General features: G+C 70.0%; 17 protein-coding genes. 12 read left to right on the plus strand and 5 right to left on the minus strand.

Features of this window, described 5'->3' with window-relative positions; translation table 11 throughout:
- The first annotated feature begins 8 nt into the window (after positions 1 to 8).
- The 4 genes from paaC to paaK are packed head-to-tail and all read left to right on the plus strand — an operon-like array spanning position 9 to position 3,723.
- Positions 9 to 869 carry a 1,2-phenylacetyl-CoA epoxidase subunit PaaC gene (gene paaC / locus HNR15_RS12085; protein ID WP_179482096.1) on the plus strand — a complete coding sequence of 287 codons (861 nt, stop codon included), beginning with the start codon at positions 9 to 11 and terminating at the stop codon, positions 867 to 869.
- Entirely contained in the window at positions 863 to 1,375 is a 513-nt protein-coding gene (gene paaD / locus HNR15_RS12090) for a 1,2-phenylacetyl-CoA epoxidase subunit PaaD (protein ID WP_343048525.1), read from the plus strand. Before paaC ends, paaD begins: the two co-directional genes overlap by 7 nt.
- Positions 1,372 to 2,418 carry a 1,2-phenylacetyl-CoA epoxidase subunit PaaE gene (paaE, locus tag HNR15_RS12095; RefSeq protein WP_218883693.1) on the plus strand — a complete coding sequence of 349 codons (1,047 nt, stop codon included), beginning with the start codon at positions 1,372 to 1,374 and terminating at the stop codon, positions 2,416 to 2,418. Before paaD ends, paaE begins: the two co-directional genes overlap by 4 nt.
- A 9-nt stretch (positions 2,419 to 2,427) precedes the next feature.
- Positions 2,428 to 3,723 carry a phenylacetate--CoA ligase PaaK gene (gene paaK, locus HNR15_RS12100; RefSeq protein ID WP_179482100.1) on the plus strand — a complete coding sequence of 432 codons (1,296 nt, stop codon included), beginning with the start codon at positions 2,428 to 2,430 and terminating at the stop codon, positions 3,721 to 3,723.
- A gap of 293 nt (positions 3,724 to 4,016) precedes the next feature.
- Here the strand turns inward: paaK and HNR15_RS12105 are convergent, their stop codons facing one another.
- On the minus strand, positions 4,017 to 5,060 hold the full coding sequence (locus HNR15_RS12105) for a CNNM domain-containing protein (RefSeq protein ID WP_179482102.1): 1,044 nt from the start codon (positions 5,058 to 5,060) through the stop codon (positions 4,017 to 4,019).
- On the minus strand, positions 5,057 to 6,376 hold the full coding sequence (locus tag HNR15_RS12110; RefSeq protein ID WP_179482104.1) for a hemolysin family protein: 1,320 nt from the start codon (positions 6,374 to 6,376) through the stop codon (positions 5,057 to 5,059). The genes HNR15_RS12105 and HNR15_RS12110 overlap by 4 nt, the downstream gene beginning before the upstream one ends.
- A gap of 189 nt (positions 6,377 to 6,565) precedes the next feature.
- Here HNR15_RS12110 and HNR15_RS12115 point away from each other — a divergent pair, with 189 nt between their 5' ends.
- From HNR15_RS12115 to HNR15_RS12140, 6 genes are all read left to right on the plus strand, one after another.
- A complete protein-coding gene (locus HNR15_RS12115; RefSeq protein WP_179482106.1) occupies positions 6,566 to 7,567 on the plus strand; it encodes an ATP-binding cassette domain-containing protein in 1,002 nt (333 codons plus the stop codon).
- Positions 7,567 to 8,373, plus strand: coding sequence for an ABC transporter permease (locus tag HNR15_RS12120; RefSeq protein ID WP_179482108.1), 807 nt, complete (start codon positions 7,567 to 7,569; stop codon positions 8,371 to 8,373). The genes HNR15_RS12115 and HNR15_RS12120 overlap by 1 nt, the downstream gene beginning before the upstream one ends.
- Before the next feature lie 176 nt (positions 8,374 to 8,549).
- Positions 8,550 to 12,587 (plus strand): multifunctional oxoglutarate decarboxylase/oxoglutarate dehydrogenase thiamine pyrophosphate-binding subunit/dihydrolipoyllysine-residue succinyltransferase subunit, encoded by a 4,038-nt coding sequence (locus HNR15_RS12125; protein WP_179482122.1) that lies wholly within the window; start codon positions 8,550 to 8,552, stop codon positions 12,585 to 12,587.
- Positions 12,588 to 12,594: 7 nt separating this feature from the next.
- Positions 12,595 to 13,632, plus strand: a complete 1,038-nt coding sequence (locus HNR15_RS12130; RefSeq protein ID WP_343048526.1) for a GNAT family N-acetyltransferase — start codon at positions 12,595 to 12,597, stop codon at positions 13,630 to 13,632.
- Positions 13,633 to 13,707: 75 nt separating this feature from the next.
- Positions 13,708 to 13,881: a DUF6104 family protein gene (locus tag HNR15_RS12135; RefSeq protein WP_179482124.1), complete on the plus strand. Its 174-nt coding sequence runs from the start codon at positions 13,708 to 13,710 to the stop codon at positions 13,879 to 13,881.
- A gap of 7 nt (positions 13,882 to 13,888) precedes the next feature.
- Entirely contained in the window at positions 13,889 to 14,545 is a 657-nt protein-coding gene (locus tag HNR15_RS12140) for a GDSL-type esterase/lipase family protein (protein ID WP_343048527.1), read from the plus strand.
- An 82-nt stretch (positions 14,546 to 14,627) separates the two neighbouring features.
- Here the strand turns inward: HNR15_RS12140 and HNR15_RS12145 are convergent, their stop codons facing one another.
- Together HNR15_RS12145 and HNR15_RS12150 are read right to left on the minus strand one after the other, a co-directional pair.
- On the minus strand, positions 14,628 to 15,596 hold the full coding sequence (locus HNR15_RS12145) for a zinc-binding dehydrogenase (protein WP_179482128.1): 969 nt from the start codon (positions 15,594 to 15,596) through the stop codon (positions 14,628 to 14,630).
- Between the two features lie 72 nt (positions 15,597 to 15,668).
- Positions 15,669 to 16,265, minus strand: coding sequence for a TetR family transcriptional regulator (locus HNR15_RS12150; protein ID WP_179482130.1), 597 nt, complete (start codon positions 16,263 to 16,265; stop codon positions 15,669 to 15,671).
- An 88-nt stretch (positions 16,266 to 16,353) separates the two neighbouring features.
- Here HNR15_RS12150 and HNR15_RS12155 point away from each other — a divergent pair, with 88 nt between their 5' ends.
- Together HNR15_RS12155 and HNR15_RS12160 are read left to right on the plus strand one after the other, a co-directional pair.
- A complete protein-coding gene (locus tag HNR15_RS12155) occupies positions 16,354 to 17,310 on the plus strand; it encodes an ATP-binding cassette domain-containing protein (protein ID WP_179482137.1) in 957 nt (318 codons plus the stop codon).
- The gene (locus tag HNR15_RS12160) at positions 17,307 to 18,149 is read left to right on the plus strand and encodes an ABC transporter permease (RefSeq protein ID WP_179482139.1); all 843 of its coding nucleotides are present in this window, start codon (positions 17,307 to 17,309) and stop codon (positions 18,147 to 18,149) included. The genes HNR15_RS12155 and HNR15_RS12160 overlap by 4 nt, the downstream gene beginning before the upstream one ends.
- Positions 18,150 to 18,218: 69 nt before the next feature.
- On the opposite strand, the gene HNR15_RS12165 is transcribed toward HNR15_RS12160, so the two are convergent.
- Positions 18,219 to 19,700 carry an exopolysaccharide biosynthesis polyprenyl glycosylphosphotransferase gene (locus HNR15_RS12165; RefSeq protein WP_179482141.1) on the minus strand — a complete coding sequence of 494 codons (1,482 nt, stop codon included), beginning with the start codon at positions 19,698 to 19,700 and terminating at the stop codon, positions 18,219 to 18,221.
- Positions 19,701 to 19,805 lie beyond the last annotated feature (105 nt).

Genomic DNA, 19,805 nt, shown 5'->3' on the forward strand with positions numbered 1-19,805 from the left:
AGGCTGCGATGACCGACCACCTCTACGACGCGCTCGCCGACGTCCACACCGGTGACGAACGCTGGGCGTTCGGCACGGGGTTCACCGATGCCCTCGAGGGCATCGACACGACCGTGCCCTCCGATCTGGACGCCGACGCGCTGGCGGCGTACTGCCTGATGCTCGGCGACGACGCGCTGGTCCTGTCCCACCGGCTGCAGCAGTGGGTCACCCGGCTGCCGGAGCTGGAGGAGGAGACCGCTGTCGCCAACATCGCGCTCGACCTGCTCGGCCAGGCGCGGATGCTGCTGGCCCGCGCGGGCACGATCCTCGGCCGCAGCGAGGACGAGCTGGCCTACTTCCGCGACGCGCAGGACTTCCGCAACGTGCGGCTCGTGGAGCCGGTCGACGAGGACTTCGCCCAGCTCGTCATCCGACTGATGGTCTTCAGCACCTGGCGTCTCGCCCTCTTCGAGCAGGTGCAGCGCGTCGCCGATCCGGTGCTGGCCGCGATCGCCGCCAAGGGCATCAAGGAGCTGCGCTACCACCGCGATTACGCCGCCGGTTGGGTCGTGCGACTCGGCGACGGCACCGAGGTGTCGCACGACAAGGCCGCGGCGGCCGTCGAGCGGCTGTGGCCGCTGGTGCCGGAGCTGTGGCGGCACTGCGCACCCCAGTCGGCGTTGGGCGTCGAGCCCCCCGAGGCGGCGGTGCTCGAGGTGCTGTCCGGGGTCTTCCGGACCGCGACCCTGGACGTCCCCGAAGGCGCGCACGTCCTGGGCGCCGTCGACGGTCGCACGGGCCGCGACGGCATGCACACCGAGGCGCTCGGATACCTGCTGGCGGAGCTGCAGAGCGTCGCGAGGGCCGATCCGGAGGCGACGTGGTGACCGCGAAGGCGGACACCCTCCGCGGTGCCGCGTGGGACGCGGCCGCGCAGACCCCGGACCCCGAGCTGCCGATGCTGACCCTGGCCGACCTGGGCATCCTGCGCGACGTGCAGGAGTTCCACGACCACGTCGTCGCCACGATCACCCCGACCTACTCCGGATGCCCCGCGATGCGCGAGATCGGCCTCGACGTACGCCGTCGCCTCGAGGCCGCGGGGTTTGAGAACGTCCAGGTGGCAACACAACTCGCGCCTGCGTGGACCAGTGACTGGATCACCGAGGCAGGCAGGGAGAAGCTGCAGGCTGCGGGAATCGCGCCGCCCAGCGCGGCGCGCACGGGCACCGGCCCGGTGCCGGTGACGCTCGGGCTCCCCGCCAGCGCGCCGTGCCCGCACTGCGGCTCGTCGGACACGTCGCACACCGCCGCATTCGGTGCGACAGCATGCCGCTCGCTGCATCGTTGTCACACCTGCGGCGAACCCTTCGAAGCAGTGAAGGCGATATGAGGACCGACTTCCACACGCTCACCGTGCAGCGTGTCGAGCAACTGACCGACGACTCGACGGCACTCACGTTCGCGGTGCCGCCGTCACTCGCCGACGACTTCCGCTTCGCGCCCGGCCAGAGCCTGACGGTGCGCCGCGGCGACGAGCGTCGCTCCTACTCCATCTGCGCCGCCCGCGGTGAGGCGCCGCGGATCGGCGTGCGCGAGGTCGCGGGCGGTGCCGTCAGCAGCTGGCTCGTGCACGACGTACGCGCTGGCGACAGCCTCGAAGTGCAGTCTCCCTCAGGCCGATTCGTGCCCGACCTCACGACGCCCGCGTGTCATGTGCTCATCGCGGCCGGCTCCGGCATCACGCCGATGATGTCGATCGCGCGGTCGGTGCTGGAAGCCGACGACACCTCGACCGTGACTCTGCTCTACGGCAACCGGCAGACCGACTCGGTGATGTTCGCCGACGAGATCGCCGACTGCAAGGACGCCCACCCCACCCGGATGCAGATCGTGCACGTGCTCTCGCGCGAACCGCAGGAGGTCGAGCTCTTCGGCGGCCGGATCGACGTCGAACGTCTCGCGGCCGTCCTCACCGGCACGGTCGACGTGCCGTCGGTGGACCACTGGTGGCTGTGCGGCCCGCTGGGGATGGTGGAGGCGGCGTACGACGTCCTCACCGGTCGCGACGTGCCGCACGAGCGCATCCACCGCGAGCTCTTCTGGGTCGGCGACGTGCCGCCGGTCGAGGCGACCCACACCGACGCCGCGCCGGTCGACGGTGCGCAGGCGACCATCGTGCTCGAGGGCCGCAGCAGTCTCGTGACCGTGCCGACCGACACCCCCGTGCTCGACGCGGGGCAGAAGGTGCGCCCCGACCTGCCGTTCGCCTGCAAGGGCGGCGTGTGCGGCACGTGTCGCGCCAAGGTCACCGACGGCTCGGTGCGGATGCTGCGCAACTACGCGCTCGAGCCCGAGGAGGTCGACGCCGGATATGTGTTGACCTGTCAGGCGATTCCCACCAGTGACCGGTTGACGGTCGACTACGACGGCTGAGGAGTCGCGATGGATCGAACGCCGGCCCGGGACACGCTCGACCCCATCGAACGCGCGGGCGTCGATGAGTTGCGAGCACTGCAACTGAACCGGCTGCAGTGGTCGGTACGCCACGCGTACGACAACGTCCCGCACTACCGCCCGGCGTTCGAGGCGGTCGGCGCGCACCCGGATGACGTACGCGACCTGTCCGACCTCGCGCGGCTGCCCTTCACCACCAAGGCCGACCTGCGCGACAACTACCCGTTCGGCATGTTCGCGGTGCCGCGCGAGCAGGTCTCGCGGGTGCACGCCTCGTCCGGGACGACGGGTCGACCCACCGTCGTCGGGTACACCGCCGAGGACATCGCGACCTGGTCGGGTCTGATGGCGCGCTCCATCCGCGCGGGCGGCGGGCGGCCCGGCGACATCATCCACGTGGCATACGGGTACGGCCTGTTCACCGGCGGGCTGGGCGCGCATTACGGCGCGGAGGCCCTCGGCGCGACCGTCGTGCCGGTGTCCGGGGGTATGACGCAGCGACAGGTGACGCTGATCCGCGACTTCCGCCCCGACGTGATCATGGTGACACCCAGTTACATGCTGGTGATCGCCGACGAGATGGAGCGCCAGGGCATCGACCCGCGCGAATCCTCCTTGAAGGTAGGCATATTCGGCGCCGAGCCGTGGACGCAGCAGATGCGGGAGGAGCTCGAGCGCCGGGTGGGCATCGACGCCGTCGACATCTACGGGCTCTCGGAGCTGATGGGTCCCGGCGTCGCGATGGAGTGCGTGGAGACCAAGGACGGGCTGCACCTGTGGGAGGACCACTTCTATCCCGAGATCGTCGACCCGATCACCGATGAGGTGCTCCCCGACGGGCAGGTGGGCGAGCTCGTCATCACCTCGCTCACCAAGCAGGCGATGCCGATCATGCGCTACCGCACCCGTGACCTGACCCGGTTGCTGCCCGGCACCGCGCGCCCGATGCGACGTATCGAGAAGATCACCGGCCGCTCCGATGACCTGATGATCGTGCGCGGGGTCAACCTCTTCCCCGCCCAGATCGAGGAGCTGGTGCTCGCGACGCCCGCGCTCACCCCGCACTTCCAGTGCGTCCTCACCCGCCCCGAGCGGATGGACGAACTCGTCGTACGCGTGGAGCGGCAGGTGGATGCCCCGGCCGACCAGGCGGAGGTGGCGGGTGCACAGCTGAGGTCCCAGATCAAGGAGCGGATCGGGGTCAGCGTGCGCGTCGAGGTGGTCGACCCCGACACCATCGAGCGCTCGGTGGGCAAGATGCGCCGCATCGTCGACTCCCGCTGACCGGCTCGAACCCGCCGATCGGCTGGTGGACGGTCGACTTGCGGTTCGGGCGGCGGTTTCAGGCGGCCAGGACGAGAAGGCTGCACTCGCCTCGCGCTGCTCACGTGGGTTGTCGGCGCCACGGCCACTTTCCTACGCCGATCGCGGCTGGACGGTTGGGTTATCGGCGCCACGGCCACTTCCTACGCCCGCACACCCGGCCCCAGCGCGATCCGCGATCAAGGCCGCTCGAGAAGCTCGCACCACGCGAAGCCCGCACCACGCGCAACCCGCACCCGGCGAGAGGATCGAGGTCAGCGGCGGGCGACCGGGCGGCGCTGGGTCGCGTCGTCGACCTCGCCGACCAGCTCCTCCAGCACGTCCTCCAGGAACACCACACCGGTCGCGGTGCCGCCGTCGTCGACCACCCGCGCCACGTGGCTGCCGCTGCGCTGCATGGTGAGCAGCACGTCCTCGACCTCGTCCTGACGGCGCACCGTCGCTAGGCGGCGGATCCGCTTGGGGGGCACCGGCTCGTCGTAGGCCTCGTCGCGCGCGTAGAGCACATCCTTCAGGTGCAGGTAGCCCGCGATCACCCCCGTGCGGTCGAGCACTGGGTAACGGGAGAAGCCGCGCGTGGCGACCAGCCGCTCCAGCTGCGCCGGCGTGATGCCGACGGGGACCGTCTCCAGCTCGTCGAGCGGTACGGCGACATCGGCCGCCACCCGATCGCTGAACTCCAGGGCGCCCTGCACTCGCTGCTGCTGCTGCGACTCCAGCAGCCCCTCACGGTGCGACTCCTGGACGATCAGCTGCACCTCCTCGGCGGAGAACGTCGAGGTCATCTCGTCCTTGGGCTCGATGCCGAAGCGCCGCACGATGAACTTCGACACCGACTCCACCGCCCGGATGACCGGCCCCAGCACCCGGGTCACGGCCAGCAGGGCCGGCGCGAGCACGAGGGCGGCGCGGTCCGGCCCCGCGATCGCCAGGTTCTTCGGCACCATCTCGCCGAGCACCACGTGCAGGTAGGCCACGATCAGCAGCGCGAGGACGAGCGCGACGATCTCGGCCCCGGCGTCCGGGATGCCCACCGACCTCAGCGGCCCCGCGATCAGATGGTGCACCGCACCCTCGGCGACGGCACCCAGCAGTACCGAGCACACCGTGATCCCGAGCTGGGCACAGGCGAGCAGCGACGAGACCTGTTCCAACGCCTGCAGACTCGCGCGGGCACGTTTGGAGCCAGCGGCGGCCATCGGCTCGAGCTGCGAGCGCCGCGCCGCCATGACCGAGAACTCGGCGCCCACGAAGAAGGCGTTGCCGAGCAGGAAGAGCAGGGACAGCCACAGGTTCACGGCGCGACCTCGTCGTCCTCGGGCAGCACCGGGGAGAGCCGCAGGCGGTCCACCCGCCGGCCGTCCATGGAGACGACGCGCACCGACCAGCCGGGCAGCTGCACCTCATCGCCCACGATCGGCACGCGCCCGACGCGAGCCATCACGAAACCGCCCATGGTCTCGTACGACGGCCCGTCCGGCACGTCGGCGCCGATCCGTTCGTGCACCTCGTCCGGGCGCCACAGACCGGGCACGGTCCATGACCCGTCCGGCAGCAGTCGGCTGGGATCGCTGACCCGGTCGTGCTCGTCGCTGACCTCGCCGACGATCTCCTCGATGACGTCCTCGAGCGTCACGACTCCGCTGGTCCCGCCGTACTCGTCGACCACGATCGCCAGCTGGAAACCGCTTGCGCGCAACAACAGCAGCAGCGGGTCCAGCGTGATCGTCTCGGGCACGAGCACCGGCTCGATCATCAGCGCCGTCACGGGCACGTCGTCGCGGCGTTCGGGCGGGACCGCGATGGCCCTCTTCACGTGCACGACGCCGTCGACGTCGTCCCAGTCGTGGCCGAGCACCGGGAACCGGGAGTGCCCCGTGGTCCGTGCCAGCTCCACGACGTCCCCGGCGGACGCCGTCCGGGACACCGACGCACAGCGCACCCGCGGACTCATCACGTCGGCGGCCACCCGCTCCCCGAAGTCGAGCGACCGGGTGAGCAGACGGGCCGTGCCCTCCTCCAGCACCCCGGCCTCGGCCGAGCGCCGCACCATGGAGGACAGCTCCTGAGGGGTGCGCGCCGCGCTGAGCTCCTCCTGCGGCTGCACCCCCACCGCTCGCAGGAGCGCGTTGGCCGAACCGTTGAGCAGGATGATCAAGGGGCGTACGACGAGCGCGAAGGCCCGCACCGGACGGGCCACCACCTTGGCCACGCGCAGCGGTTCGGAGAAGCCGAGGAACTGCGGCACCAGCTCGCCGACGATCATCGAGAAGAGCGTGGCGATGATCAGCGCGAGGATGGCCGACACGGCATCCGCGCCGCCGCCGTCCACGCCCACCGCGCGCAGCGGCGTCCGCAGCAGCTCCCCCAGGGACGGCTCCACGATGAAGCCCAGCACCAGGGTCGTGATCGTGATGCCCACCTGGGCGGCCGACAGCTGGGTCGACAGCTGCCGGAGCGAGCCGAGCACGACCCGCGCGCCGGTGTCGCCCTCGTCGATGGCCCGCTGCACGGTCGGGCGGTCGAGCGCCACCAGGGAGAATTCGGCGGCGACGAAGAGCGAGGTGCCGAGGGTCAGCACCACGCCGGCGAATACCAGGAGCCACTCGGTCATCGCCTCTATCTTCCACGAAGAACGCGTTCCGGCGCGCCGATGACCATGCGTGCGGCCGATACCCGATGATGGCGGCAGGTCCGCCGTGCCCGAATCGGCGCGCGGACGGACGGCGACGCGCGGCGTACGAGAGCCGGTCGCGGCGTCGGATCGGGAACGACGCACGTTGCAACGAAGGGGAGATTGACCGTGTCAGCCAGTTCCGTACGACCGCGTGCCGCAGGGGGCGAACCCGGCGCACCGGTGCAGATCAGCAACCTCACCAAGACGTTCGGCAGCTTCAAGGCCGTCGACGACCTCAGCTTCTCGGTCGAGCCGGGCCGGATCACCGGCTTCCTCGGCCCGAACGGCGCAGGCAAGACCACCACCCTGCGGATGACCCTGGGGCTCATCACCCCCACGGCGGGCACCGCGACGATCGGCGGGCGCAAGTACGCCGACCTGCCCCACCCGCTGCACACGGTGGGCGCCGCCCTTGAGGCCACCAACTTCCACCCCGGCCGCAGCGGGCGGGATCACCTGCGGGTCATCGCCGCCGCCGGCGGGTTCACCGACAAGCGCGTCGACGAGATGCTGGAGCTGGTGGGCATCCCGGCCGCCGCGAAGAAGCGCGCCGGCGGCTACTCGATGGGTATGCGGCAGCGCCTCGGGCTGGCCGCGGCGCTCCTGGGCGACCCTCAGGTCCTGATCCTCGACGAACCCGCGAACGGCCTGGACCCGGAGGGCATCCGGTGGTTGCGCGGCTTCCTGCGCCACCTGGCGGGCGAGGGCAAGACGGTGCTCATCTCCAGTCACATGCTGAGCGAGGTCGAGCAGACCGTCGACGACGTGGTGATCATCGCCAACGGCAGGTTCGTGCGGCAGGGCACCATCGGTGAGTTGCGCGGGCAGGCCCGGGTCGTCGTACGCACGCCGAACGGCGACCGTCTCACCGAGGCGTTGCGCCGGGCCGGGCTGCAGGTCGAGGCACTGCCCGAGGGTCGGTATTCCGTGTCGACCGACGACCTGATCCAGGTGGGCGACGCGGCGTTCTCCGCCGGAGTGCCCGTGCACGAACTACGCGCCGAGCGCGCCGACCTGGAGGACCTGTTCTTCCAGCTGACCGAGAACACCAATCGCAACCTGGGCCCCGGTTCGGACGGCAGCACGCCGCCGAACGGCCCGCGAGCAGCAGAGGAAGGTGCCCGCTGATGGGCGGCGCGATCAAGGCCGAGGTCCGCAAGATCTTCACCACGCGCCTGTGGTGGGGGCTGCTGATCGGCGACGTCGTCCTCGGTGCGCTGATCTCGTTCGCGTGGGCCTTCCAGATCGGCTCGGACTCCGCGAAGCAGAGCAGCGACCGGCAGACCCATCTGCTCGCGACCGCGAACCCCGACTCCATCGCGTCGGTCTACTCGGCCGGCTTCATCGCCTCGATCGCGCAGCTCTTCCCGCTGGCGCTCGGGGTCATCCTGATCACCTCGGAGTTCCGCCACAAGACGTGGACCGCCACAGTGCTCGCTCAGCCGAAGCGCTGGCCGATCACCGTGTCCAAGATCGTCTCGATCGTCGTGGTGGGAATCGTCTACGGCGTCGTCTACGACATCGCCTCGGTCATCGGCGGCGCCATCACGCTGAAGAGCTTCCGCAGCTCTGGACTGTTCCTCACCAGTAGCCAGGTGCTGCAGACGCTGGCCCTGATGCTGCTGATCTTCACCGTCTGGACCTTGCTGGGCTTCGGCTTCGGGATGCTGATCCGCAATCAGATCGCCGCGGTCTTCATCGCCGTCGGGCTGGCGTTCATCGGCAACATCCTCTTCAACGTGCTGTTCCGGCTCGTGCATTGGCACTGGGCGCCGAAGTTCCTGCCGGGCGACCTCACGAGCTCGATCCTCAACCCGGGCTTCAGCGACTCGAACTCCTTCAACTGGTGGGCCGGCGCGCTCGTCCTGACGGCCTACGGCCTGGTGCTGGCCCTCGTAGGCAGCGGCATCAACCAGCGCAAGGACGTGCTCTGAGCGACCTCCATCACTGCGCGATCAGGCGAGGGTGACCGCCGGCGACACCTTGTAACACAAGGTGTGGACACGCCGACGGCTCATCCTCGCCCCGCGTTAGGCTGGAGCCGTTGTCGTTTCCACCCCTGACGGACGCTTGCTGCCCGCCGTACACCCCTGAAAGAGGCGCATTCCGCGTGTCATCCCAGTCTCCCGACCCGCTCGCGACGTTCGGACCGAACGAGTGGCTGGTGGACGATCTGTACCAGCAGTACCTGAAGGACAAGAACTCCGTCGACAAGGCGTGGTGGAGCTTCTTCGCCGACTACCGGCCCGACGGGGGCGGACCCGCCTCCGGTGGACAGAGCGAGGGCCCGACCTCCAACGGTGCGTCCGCGAACGGAGCGTCCAACGGTTCTCCCGCGAAGACCTCGGCGTCGCGAGCGCCGTCCGGTGCCAGTGCGTCCGCCACGCCCGCGGCCGTCGGCAAGGACGCCCCCCGCACGCCCGCGGCAGGTCCCGGCGGGCCCGCCGGAGCGGGTGATGGTGGCAACGCCGCCGCGAAGCCCGCCGCGGACGCCGACCAGGCGCCGACCCCCGCCAAGGACGTCGCCGCCGAGCGGTCCAAGGCCCGCGCCAAGGCACCCTCGCGCGACCCGAAGCCCGACGGCCGCCCCGACGCCGACCACACCGCGAACGGCCACCAGGCCCACGGCTCGCCGGACCCGAGCGAGGCCGAGCTGTCCAACACCCAGCCGATCGCGCGCGACACCGTCAACGACACGGTGCCGGAGGCCGAGCCCGTGCAGGACACCCGCACCCCGTTGCGCGGGGTGTCCGCACGCATCGTCTCCAACATGGAGGCGAGCCTCGACGTCCCGACGGCCACCAGCGTCCGCGCCGTCCCCGCCAAGCTGCTCATCGACAACCGCACGGTCGTCAACAACCACCTGGCTCGCAGCCGGGGCGGCAAGGTCAGCTTCACCCACCTGCTGGGGTGGGCGATCGTCAAGGCGCTGCACGTCGTACCCGAGATGAACAACGCGCTCGGCGAGGACGAGAAGGGCAAGCCGGTCCTGGTGCAGCCCGGGCACGTCAACTTCGGCCTGGCCATCGACCTGAAGAAGGACGACGGCAGCCGCACCCTCGTGGTGCCCAGCATCAAGGGCGCCGAGGCGATGAACTTCGCTCAGTTCTGGAGCGCGTACGAGGAGATGGTGCGCAAGGCGCGTACCGGCGCCCTCACCCTCGAGGACTACGCCGGCACCACCATCAGCCTCACCAACCCGGGCGGCATCGGCACGGTGCACTCGGTGCCGCGGCTGATGAAGGGCGCGGGCGCGATCATCGGCGCAGGCGCGCTGGACTACCCCGCCGAGTGGTCGGGCGCGAGCCTGGACACGCTCAACAAGAACGCCGTCAGCAAGATCATGACGCTCACCTCCACCTACGACCACCGCGTCATCCAGGGCGCCGTCTCCGGTGAGTTCCTGCGCGTCGTGAGCGAGCTGCTGCTCGGCGAGAACGACTTCTACGACGAGATCTTCGCCGCGCTGAAGGTGCCGTACGAGCCGATCCGCTGGGTCCGCGACATCGACACCAGTCACGACGACGACATCAACAAGACCGCCCGGGTGCAGGAGCTGATCCACGCCTACCGGGTGCGAGGCCACCTGATGGCCGACACCGACCCGCTGGAGTACAAGCAGCGCCGGCACTCCGACCTCGACGTCACCACGCACGGTCTGACGCTGTGGGACCTGGACCGCACCTTCCCCACCGGGGGCTTCGGCGGTGCGCCGTTCCTGAAGCTGCGCAAGATCCTCGGCGTCCTGCGCGACTCCTACTGCCGCAGCATCGGCATCGAGTACATGCACATCCAGGACCCCGAGCAGCGGCGCTGGATCCAGGACCGGGTCGAGGTCGGCTACCAGAAGGCCACCACCGACGAGCAGTTGCGAATCCTGCGGCGCCTCAACGCCGCCGAGGCGTTCGAGACCTTCCTGCAGACCAAGTACGTCGGCCAGAAGCGCTTCAGCCTGGAGGGCGGCGAGTCGGCCATCGCGATGATGGACCGGATCCTGTCGCACGCCGCCGACGACGACCTCGACGAGGTCTGCATCGGGATGCCGCACCGCGGCCGGCTCAACGTGCTGGCCAACATCGCCGGCAAGTCCTACGCGCAGATCTTCGCCGAGTTCGAGGGCACCCAGGACCCCAAGTCGGTCCAGGGCTCCGGCGACGTGAAGTACCACCTGGGCACCGAGGGTGAGTTCACCTCCGACACCGGTCGCAAGATCGACGTCTACCTCGCCGCCAACCCCTCCCACCTGGAGGCGGTCGACCCGGTGCTGGAGGGCATCGCCCGCGCCAAGCAGGACCGGGTCAACCTGGCCGGCTCGGCCTACACCGTGCTGCCGATCCTGATGCACGGCGACGCGGCGTTCGCCGGGCAGGGCGTGGTCGCCGAGACCCTCAACCTGTCCCAGCTGCGTGGCTACCGTACGGGCGGCACGATCCACCTGGTCGTCAACAACCAGGTCGGATTCACCACGGCCCCGAGCAGCTCGCGCAGCTCGACGTACAGCACCGACGTCGCCCGGATGGTGCAGGCGCCGATCTTCCACGTCAACGGCGACGACCCCGAGGCCTGCGTGCAGGTCGCGGAGCTCGCCTACGACTACCGGCAGGCGTTCCACAAGGACGTCGTCATCGACATGATCTGCTACCGCCGCCGCGGTCACAACGAGGGTGACGACCCCTCGATGACCCAGCCGCTGATGTACCACCTCATCGAGGCCAAGCGCAGCGTCCGCAAGCTCTACACCGAGGCGCTGGTCGGTCGCGGCGACATCACGCTGGAACACGCCGAGGACGCGCTGCGCGACTACCAGAAGCAGCTGGAGCGGGCGTTCACCGAGACCAAGGCCGCCAAGCAGGCCGCGTCGCAGAGCGCCCCCGAGGCGCCGAGCCGCAGCTCCGCCGGCACCGATGCCGAGGGCCACGGCGGCCTGGAGCGTCCGTCCGCGCAGGAGGAGGACGACACCCGCGAGGACCGCAGCGGTTACGGCACCTCGGTCAGCGAGTCGACCCTGCTGAAGATCGGCGACACCTGGGTCAACCCGCCTGAGGGCTTCACCGTCCACCCGAAGCTGCAGAAGCTGATGCAGAAGCGTGCCGACATGGTGCGCAACGGCGGGATCGACTGGGCCATGGGCGAACTTGCGGCGTTCGGGTCGCTGCTGATGGAGGGTGTGCCCGTCCGGTTGGCCGGCCAGGACACCCGCCGCGGCACGTTCACCCAGCGGCACGCCGTCCTCGTCGACAAGCAGAACGGCAACGAGTGGACCCCCCTGCGCTACCTGTCCGACGACCAGGCGTGGCTGTGGATCTACGACTCGCTGCTGTCGGAGTTCGCGGCCATGGGCTTCGAGTACGGCTACTCGGTGGAGCGGCCCGACGCCCTCGTGCTGTGGGAGGCCCAGTTCGGCGACTTCGCCAACGGCGCCCAGACGATCATTGACGAGTTCATCAGCTCCTCGGAGCAGAAGTGGACCCAGCGCAGCTCGGTCGTGCTGCTGCTGCCGCACGGCTACGAGGGCCAGGGTCCCGACCATTCCTCGGCGCGGATCGAACGGTTCCTCACGCTCTTCGCCGAGGACAACATGACGATCGCCTACCCGTCCACGCCGGCGTCGTACTTCCACCTGCTGCGTCGCCAGGCGTTCGCCCGGCCGCGTCGCCCGCTGGTCGTCTTCACCCCGAAGCAGCTGCTGCGCCTCAAGGCCGCCGTCTCCGAGCCCGGCGACCTGACGACCGGCAGCTTCCGACCCGTGATCACGGACGCCAAGAAACTGGATGGCGACAAGGTGACGCGGGTGCTGCTCGCGTCGGCGCGGATCGTCTACGACCTGGAGGCCGAGCGCGAACGCCGGGACGATGACACCACCGCGATCGTGCGTGTGGAGCAGCTGGCGCCGATCCCCGCCAAGGAGATCGCCGAGGCCGTCGCGGCGTACCCGAACGCCGAGCTGGTCTGGGTGCAGGACGAGCCGAAGAACCAGGGCGCATGGCCGTTCATGGCGCTCAACCTGCCCGAGGAGCTCGCCCAACTCGGCGAGCACCGCGGTCTGCGGGTGGTGAGCCGCAAGGCCTCGGCCTCGCCGGCCTCCGGCTCCAGCAAGCGGCACCAGGCTCAGCTGGCCGAGCTGCTCTCCGGTTCGTTCGACCGCTGATCGCCCCGTGACCCTGGCTCCCGACGGTCCCACACCCGAGCTGCCGGACCGATGGTCCGCGCGTCCGCCCGCCGAGGCGGACGTCGCGGCCCTGGTGGGACTGCGGGCGGGTGAGCAGCAGGCCGCACGCGGCGAGTCGCACGTCGACGAGGACGCCGTGCGGGCCGAGGCCATCGGGCCGGGTTCGTGGACCCGCCGTCAGCTGGTCGTCACCGATCAGGACGACGTCGTCCGGGGCTGGGCCTCGGTGCACGACAGGGCGGCCGGGCGCACCAACATCGCCGTGTTCGTCGACCGGTCCCTGCCGGAGGATGTCGCGGATTCTGTGGCGGGACAGCTGTACTCGTGGTGCAGAGCGGTTGCGGGCGAGGTCGCTGCGGAACGCGGCGAGACCCGCACCCAGCTCGACGCCGGGGTGTACGACGGCGACGCGGCACAGACCCGCTGGCTCACCGCCGCCGGGCTGACCTGCACGCGCATCTGGCTGCAGATGTCGCGGCCGGTGACCCCCGACGAGGGTGAGCCGGGCGCGTTCCCACCGCTGCGCGAGGGTGTCGTCGTACGCCGCGTCGCCGAGCACACCGACGGCACACCGGTCGGCGCCGAGCTGCGCGCCGTGCACCAGATCCTGGAGGAGTCCTTCGAGGACCACTTCAACTCCTACCGGGAGTCCTTCGGGGAGTTCGTACAACGGCTCCGGGAGGACCCCGGACACCGCTGGGACCACTGGTGGATCGCGACGGTCGACATCGACGGCACCCCCACCCCGGGTGGGGCGCTGGTCGGCACCGTGCTCCCGCCGGACGACTCCGGGATCGACGGCAGCTACATCGACTACATCGGGGTGCACAGGCGTGCCCGCGGACGCGGTGTCGCCAAGGGCCTGCTGCACGCGGTGATCGCCGATGCGGCTTCTCGCGGCCGCAACAGGGTCGACCTCGAGGTCGACGCCGACTCCCCCACCCAGGCCGACGGTCTCTACCTCTCGATGGGGTGGGTGACCAAGTACCGCACCCAGTCCTGGCACCGCGACATCGACGCGTAAGGCCCGCAGGCCGGCTGACCGTCGCGCGCGGGTCGCTGGCGGCTGGCGGCCTGATCCCGGGATAACCTGCGCACTGTGTATTTCACCGACCGCGGCATCGAGGAGCTGGCCTCCCGACGCGGCGAGGACGAGGTGAGCCTGGCGTGGGTCGCGGACCAGCTCCAGGCCTTCGTCGACGTACACCCCGAGTTCGAAGTAGCAGTGGATCGGCTCGCGACCTGGCTCGCGCGCCTCGACGACGATGAGTGAGGCCGACGTGACCTACCCGACGCAGGGCAGTGAACCCCACTTCAACCCCAGTGCCGAGTTCCAGGTCGCCGAGGGGATCCGGGCCATCGGGCTGTGCTTCGTGGGCGACTCCTACGTGGCCGGGATCGGCGACCCCAAGGCACTCGGCTGGGTGTCGCGGGTCATCGCGCGTACGCCGCAGCCGGGGGTCGAGCTCGCGACGTACAACCTCGGCATCCGCGGGCAGAGCTCCACCGACGTGCTCGCCCGCTGGCAGCGCGAGTGCGAGCCGCGCTGGTCCCAGAGCAACGAGCGCCGCCTGGTGCTCGGGCTGGGGCTGCACGACGTGCTGTCGCAGATGAGCACGGCGCGTTCGCGGCTCAACCTGGCCAACATCCTGGACGACGCCTCCTCCGGCGCCATCGCGACGTTCGTGGTCGGCCCGCCGCCCACCCTCGACGCCGAGCTGAACGCGCGCCTCGAGGTGCTCGTCGATGCCCAGGCCGACGTCTGCTCGCGTCGCGGGGTCACTTACGTCGACTGCTTCCGTCCGCTGCTCGGTCACGACCAGTGGCTGTCCGACCTGTCGGCCGGCGACGGCTGGCACCCCGGCCAGGCGGGGTACGGCCTGATCGCCTGGCTGGTGCTGCACGCGGGCTGGCAGTCCTGGCTGCAGCTCGACTGAGCCTCGTCATTCGACGAAGAGTCGGGGGTCGTTGCGCGCTCTATAGAGCGCGCGACGACCCCCGACTTCGTGTCGCGGTGGTTCAGACGGTGAGCACCAGCTTGCCGAACGCCGTGCCGCCGATCATCTCGGCGAACGCGTCGCGGGCCTGATCCAGCGGGCGCACCGAGTCGATGGCCGGCTCAATGCCGCGGCTGGTCATGAAGGACAGCAACTGAGTGAGCTCGGCGCGGGTGCCCATGGTGGAGCCCTGCACGCGCATCTGCTGGAAGAAGATCCGGGTCAGCTCGGCGTTGTCCGGCTGCGGGCCGGACGTCGTACCGGCGATCACCAGCGTGCCGCCGGGCTTGAGCGACTTCACCGAGTGCGACCAGGTCGCCTTGCCCACCGTCTCCAGGACGGCGTCGGCCTTGCGCGGCAGCCGCTCGCCGCTGCCGAACGCGGCCTCGGCGCCGAGCTGCACGGCCCGCTCGCCGCGCTTCTCGTCGCGGCTGGTCACCCACATCCGCAGGCCGGCTGCGGAGCCCAGCTGCACGGCGGCACTGGCGACTCCCCCGCCCGCGCCCTGCACCAGCACCGTGTCGCCGGGGCGAACACCCGCCTGCACGAAGAGCATCCGGTACGCGGTGAGCCAGCTGGTGGAGATGCACGCGGCGTGCTCGATGGGCATCCCGTCCGGGACCGGTACGGCGTTCGCGGCCGGGATCCGCACCCGTTCGGCAAGGGTGCCGGGGTACAGCTCGGACAGCAGGGAACGCTTGGGGTCGAGGGTCTCGTCGCCGGCCCAGCCCTCGCTCGGGATCACCGAGTGGATGACAACCCGGGTGCCGTCCTTCGTGGTGCCGGCGCCGTCGCAGCCGAGGATCATCGGCAGCCGCTCCTGCGGCAGTCCGACGCCGCGCAGGGAGAAGACGTCGTGGTGGTTGAGCGCGGCGGCCTGCAGGTCGACGTCGATCCAGTCCGCGGGCGTGGCCCCGGGCTCGATGTCACCGACTTCCAGGGCGTTGATCGGGTCGGAGGAATCCTGACGGGCGGCGTACGCAGCAAGCATGGTGCCGACCCTACGACGGATGCCCGAGCTCCGGACTCGCTCGCTAACCCGATGGGCGCGCCCCCGCAGCGATCAGGCGAGGCGGCGCACGATCTCGCGTACCTGCTCTGCGGCGCGGTCGCGGAATTCCGACGACCTCGGGTCATGACCCGTCAGGCGCTTGGCCTCGGCGGCGAAGAGGGTGCCGGAGACCGTCATCGCTTCCAGGAACAGAAGCACGAAGGCGGGATCCAACTCGTGCGCGAGCTCGCCCGACTCCTGCCTCCGACGAAGATCGGCCACTTCTGCGGAATCGGGATCATGCACCACGTCGGCAGGGTCGCGGTCGAGGTTCTCGCGCAGGAAGATGCGCTCCAGGTCCGGGTTGTCGGCGAAGGCATAGAAGTAGCGCATGGCCAGATCGGGAAGCGACGTATCAGGGGTGTCGAAATCGGCAACGAACTCTCGCCGGCGCGCTGTGACGGCGTCGTAGAGACCCCGCTTCCCGCCGAAGTAGTAGGCGATGAGCTGCTTGTTCACTCCGGCTCTCGTCGCGATGGCGTCGACCCGCGCGCCGGCGAGACCCTTCTCGGCGAATTCGGTCTGAGCAGCATCGAGCAGGGCGGCTCGACTGCGTTCGGCGTCGCGAACTCTCGCCTGCGGTTCGGGGTGTCGCCGTGATATCGCCATGACCCCATCCTAGGGGCTTCCACCCCGATGTACAGCTTTGTCATACGTTTGGTTGACAAAGCTAAGTCGCAGGCGCACGCTCGAACACATGGAACCGATGCTGCAGGCCACAGGCCTGGTCAAGACGTACGGCGATCTCCGAGCGCTGGACGGAGTCGATCTCGAGGTGCCGCCGGGCCAGGTGTTCGCTCTTCTGGGGCCGAACGGCGCAGGCAAGACGACTCTGGTGCGGGCCATCGCGACCCTCACGCGACTCGATGCGGGCACCTTGCGGGTCGCGGGCCACGATGTGCGGACCGACGGGGAAGCCTTGCGTCGCGCGATCGGGCTGGCGGGCCAGTTCGCGGCGGTCGAGCCGGCGCTGACCGGGCGGGAGAACCTGCGGATGATCGCGCGGTTGTTCGGACACGACCGCCGGGGAGCGCGCGCAGCCACCGAGCGGGTCCTGGAGCAGCTCGGGCTGGGCGACGCCGGTTCTCGGACGGTACGGACCTATTCCGGTGGTATGCGCCGTCGCCTCGACCTCGGCGCGAGCCTCGTGGGCGCGCCCAAGCTGCTGTTGCTCGACGAACCGACCACGGGACTGGACCCGCGCAGCCGTACCGAACTGTGGACGGCACTGGAGGAACTGGTGGCCCAGGGCACCGACATCGTCCTGACCACCCAATACCTCGATGAAGCGGACCGCCTGGCGGACTCGATCGCCATCATCGACAACGGCCGGATCGTCGCGAACGGAACGGCCGAGGACCTGAAGAGCCAAGCCGGTCAGGACCTGCTCGACGTCCGCCTCGAACGCGCCGAGGACCTCGACCGGGCCGCCGAACTGATAGGCGGCACACCGACCGTCGACCACGCCGACCGACGCATCACCGCGACGGTCCACGACGGTGCACCCGAGATGCTCGCCCGCGCCGGGCGGCTGACCGACGCCGGGATCGCCATCGCCGACGTCGCCCTACGCCGTCCCAGCCTGGACGACGTGTTCCTCGCCCTGACCGGGCACCCGACCTCATCCACCCCCACCTCGAAGGACGCCGCATGAGCACCACGACGGCATCAGCACCCGCATCCGCACCACCGAGGTCGGCCAACGCTCCGGCGGGCACGGCCGGGGTGGTGACGACGGTCAGCGCGGTCGCCGTGCGCACCGGGCTGAAGATCCTGCGCAGGCCGCAGATCCTGGGCATCGCCGTCCTGCAGAGCGTGCTGTTCCTGCTGATGTTCCGCTACGTGCTCGGCGGGTCGATCGGCGGCACCAGCGGCTCCTACGTCGACTACTTCATCCCCGGCTTCGTCGTGGTCACCGTGCTGTTCAACGCAGGCGGCGGCGCGGTCGCTGTCGCCGAGGAGTCCGCGGCCGGGCTCTACGACCGCCTCCGGTCACTGCCGATCCCGGACGTCGCGGTCCTGGCCGGTCGAGCCCTGGCCGACGCCGCGCTGGTCTTCAGCGTCGCCATGGTCACCCTCGGCGTCGGCTTCGCGGTCGGGTTCCGCAGCAGCGCCGACCCGGCGCACTGGGCCGCCGCAGTGGCCCTGCTCGTTCTCGTCTCCGTCACCATCGGGCTGATCTTCGTGTGGATCGGGCTCGCCAGCGGCTCGGCCCAGGCCGCCAACGGCCTCGGACTGCTCAGCGTGCCCTTCTCGTTCCTGTCCAGCGCGTTCGTCCCGATCCAGACGATGCCCGCCGTCGTCCAGGCGTTCGCCGAGTGGCAGCCGTTGACCTTCCTCACCGACTCATGGCGGGGACTGCTGCTCGGCACGCGCACGACGTCCACCCTCGGGCACCCACTGAGCTTCTACATCGTCGGCTCGGTCATCTGGTGCGTGATCCTGACGGCCGTCGCCGCGCCGCTCGCTCTGCGCAGCTACCGCAAGGACTGATCGAGCGACCGCCGGGTAGACGGAGCCGGCCCGCGCGCAGTCCCGGCGCGGGCCGGACCGGGCGTGACGTCAGAAGGCGCCGTCGCGGGTCAGCACCGCTTTGACGGTCTTGACCAGCAGCAGGCAGTCCCCGACCAGCGTCCAGTTCTCCACGTAGTAGAGGTCCTTGCGGATGCTGTCCTCCCAGCTGAGGTTGGACCGCCCGCCGACCTGCCACGGACCGGTGATGCCCGGTTTGACGTTGAGTCGCCGGTGCGCGTTGTCCCGGTAGACGCTCACCTCCCGGGTGAGTGCCGGGCGCGGGCCGACCATCGACATGTTCCCGGCGAAGACGTCCAGCAGCTGCGGGAGCTCGTCCAGGGAGTACGCGCGCAGAGCCCGGCCCACGCGGGTCACTCTCGGGTCCTGGCGCATCTTGAACAACGGGTGCGCCAGCCCCGCGTCCGGAGCGAGCCCGTCCAGCCGGGACTCGGCGTCCACGACCATGGAGCGGAACTTGGTCATCGCGAACGTCTCGCCGTTGACACCCACGCGGTCCTGGCGGAACAGGACAGGCCCGTGGTCGTCCAGCTTGATCAGCAGCGCGATGACGGCGAAGAGCGGTGAGGTCACGACCAGGAGCAGGCCCGACACCACGACGTCGAAGATCCGCTTGAGCAGATAGCGCCCCCCGTCGTACCGCGGTGCCTCCACGCTCATCAAGGGCAGCCCCTCGACGGGCGTGCGGTGGATGCGCGGTCCGGCGACGTCGGTCATCCGGTTGGCGAGCACCATTCCGATGCCGGTGCGCTCGAGGGACCAGCCCAGCTCGCGCAGATAGGTGTCGGAGACCTGGGCGTGGCCGGCGATGATGATCGCGCTGACGTCGTGGGCCAGAGCGGTGGCCAGGGCGTTGTCGACAGCGCCGGCATCCGGCACCAGATTGCCGTCACGCAGCTCGAAGGTGCCCGCACGGTCCGCGCCGGTGACGACCCCGGAGATGACGAAACCCGCCTCCGGCGTTCGGCCGATCCGGTCGGCGACGTAGCGGACCTCCTGTGGCGCACCCACCACCAGCACCGTGTCCATGCAACGGCCGGCGTCGCGCGAATGCACCAACCACACGCGGATCGCGAAACGGCCCAGGATCAGCAGGGCGACGCCGAGGGGGAACGCGATGGCGATGTAGCCACGAGCGAACTGCAGCCGCAGCGCCAACGCCACCATCGCCAGCACGCCGAAGATGAAGAACGAGGACCGCACGACCCGCAGGTACGCCTCGTTGCCGATGGTCGCGTGCTCGGGGCGGTAACTCTGGGTGAAGGCCAGCGCCGCCATCCAGGCGCAGAGCAGGGAGATCGCCACGGTGAGGTAGGTGGCGTGGCTGGTGCCGGAGAGCGCCTGACTTCCGTTACCGAAGCGCAGCAGCTTCGCGGAGACCAGGGCGACGGCGATCGCGAGGGCGTCGACGCCGACGGCGGTCACGACGAAGCGGGGACGCCATCGGGACGCCTCGACGAACACCGGTTCCTTGACCGGGTGCCCTTCGGCGATCTCGAGTTGTGCGGACACCCCGCCCCTTTCACGCCACAGCAGATTCGGCGCACCACTGGTGCAACCTGTACGAATTTAGCAATCTTCGAGAGGCGGAAGTCGGCTGAGAGCCGGCCCAATTTC

Origin of the sequence: Allobranchiibius huperziae (assembly GCF_013410455.1) — a bacterium.
Lineage (GTDB): Bacteria > Actinomycetota > Actinomycetes > Actinomycetales > Dermatophilaceae > Allobranchiibius > Allobranchiibius huperziae.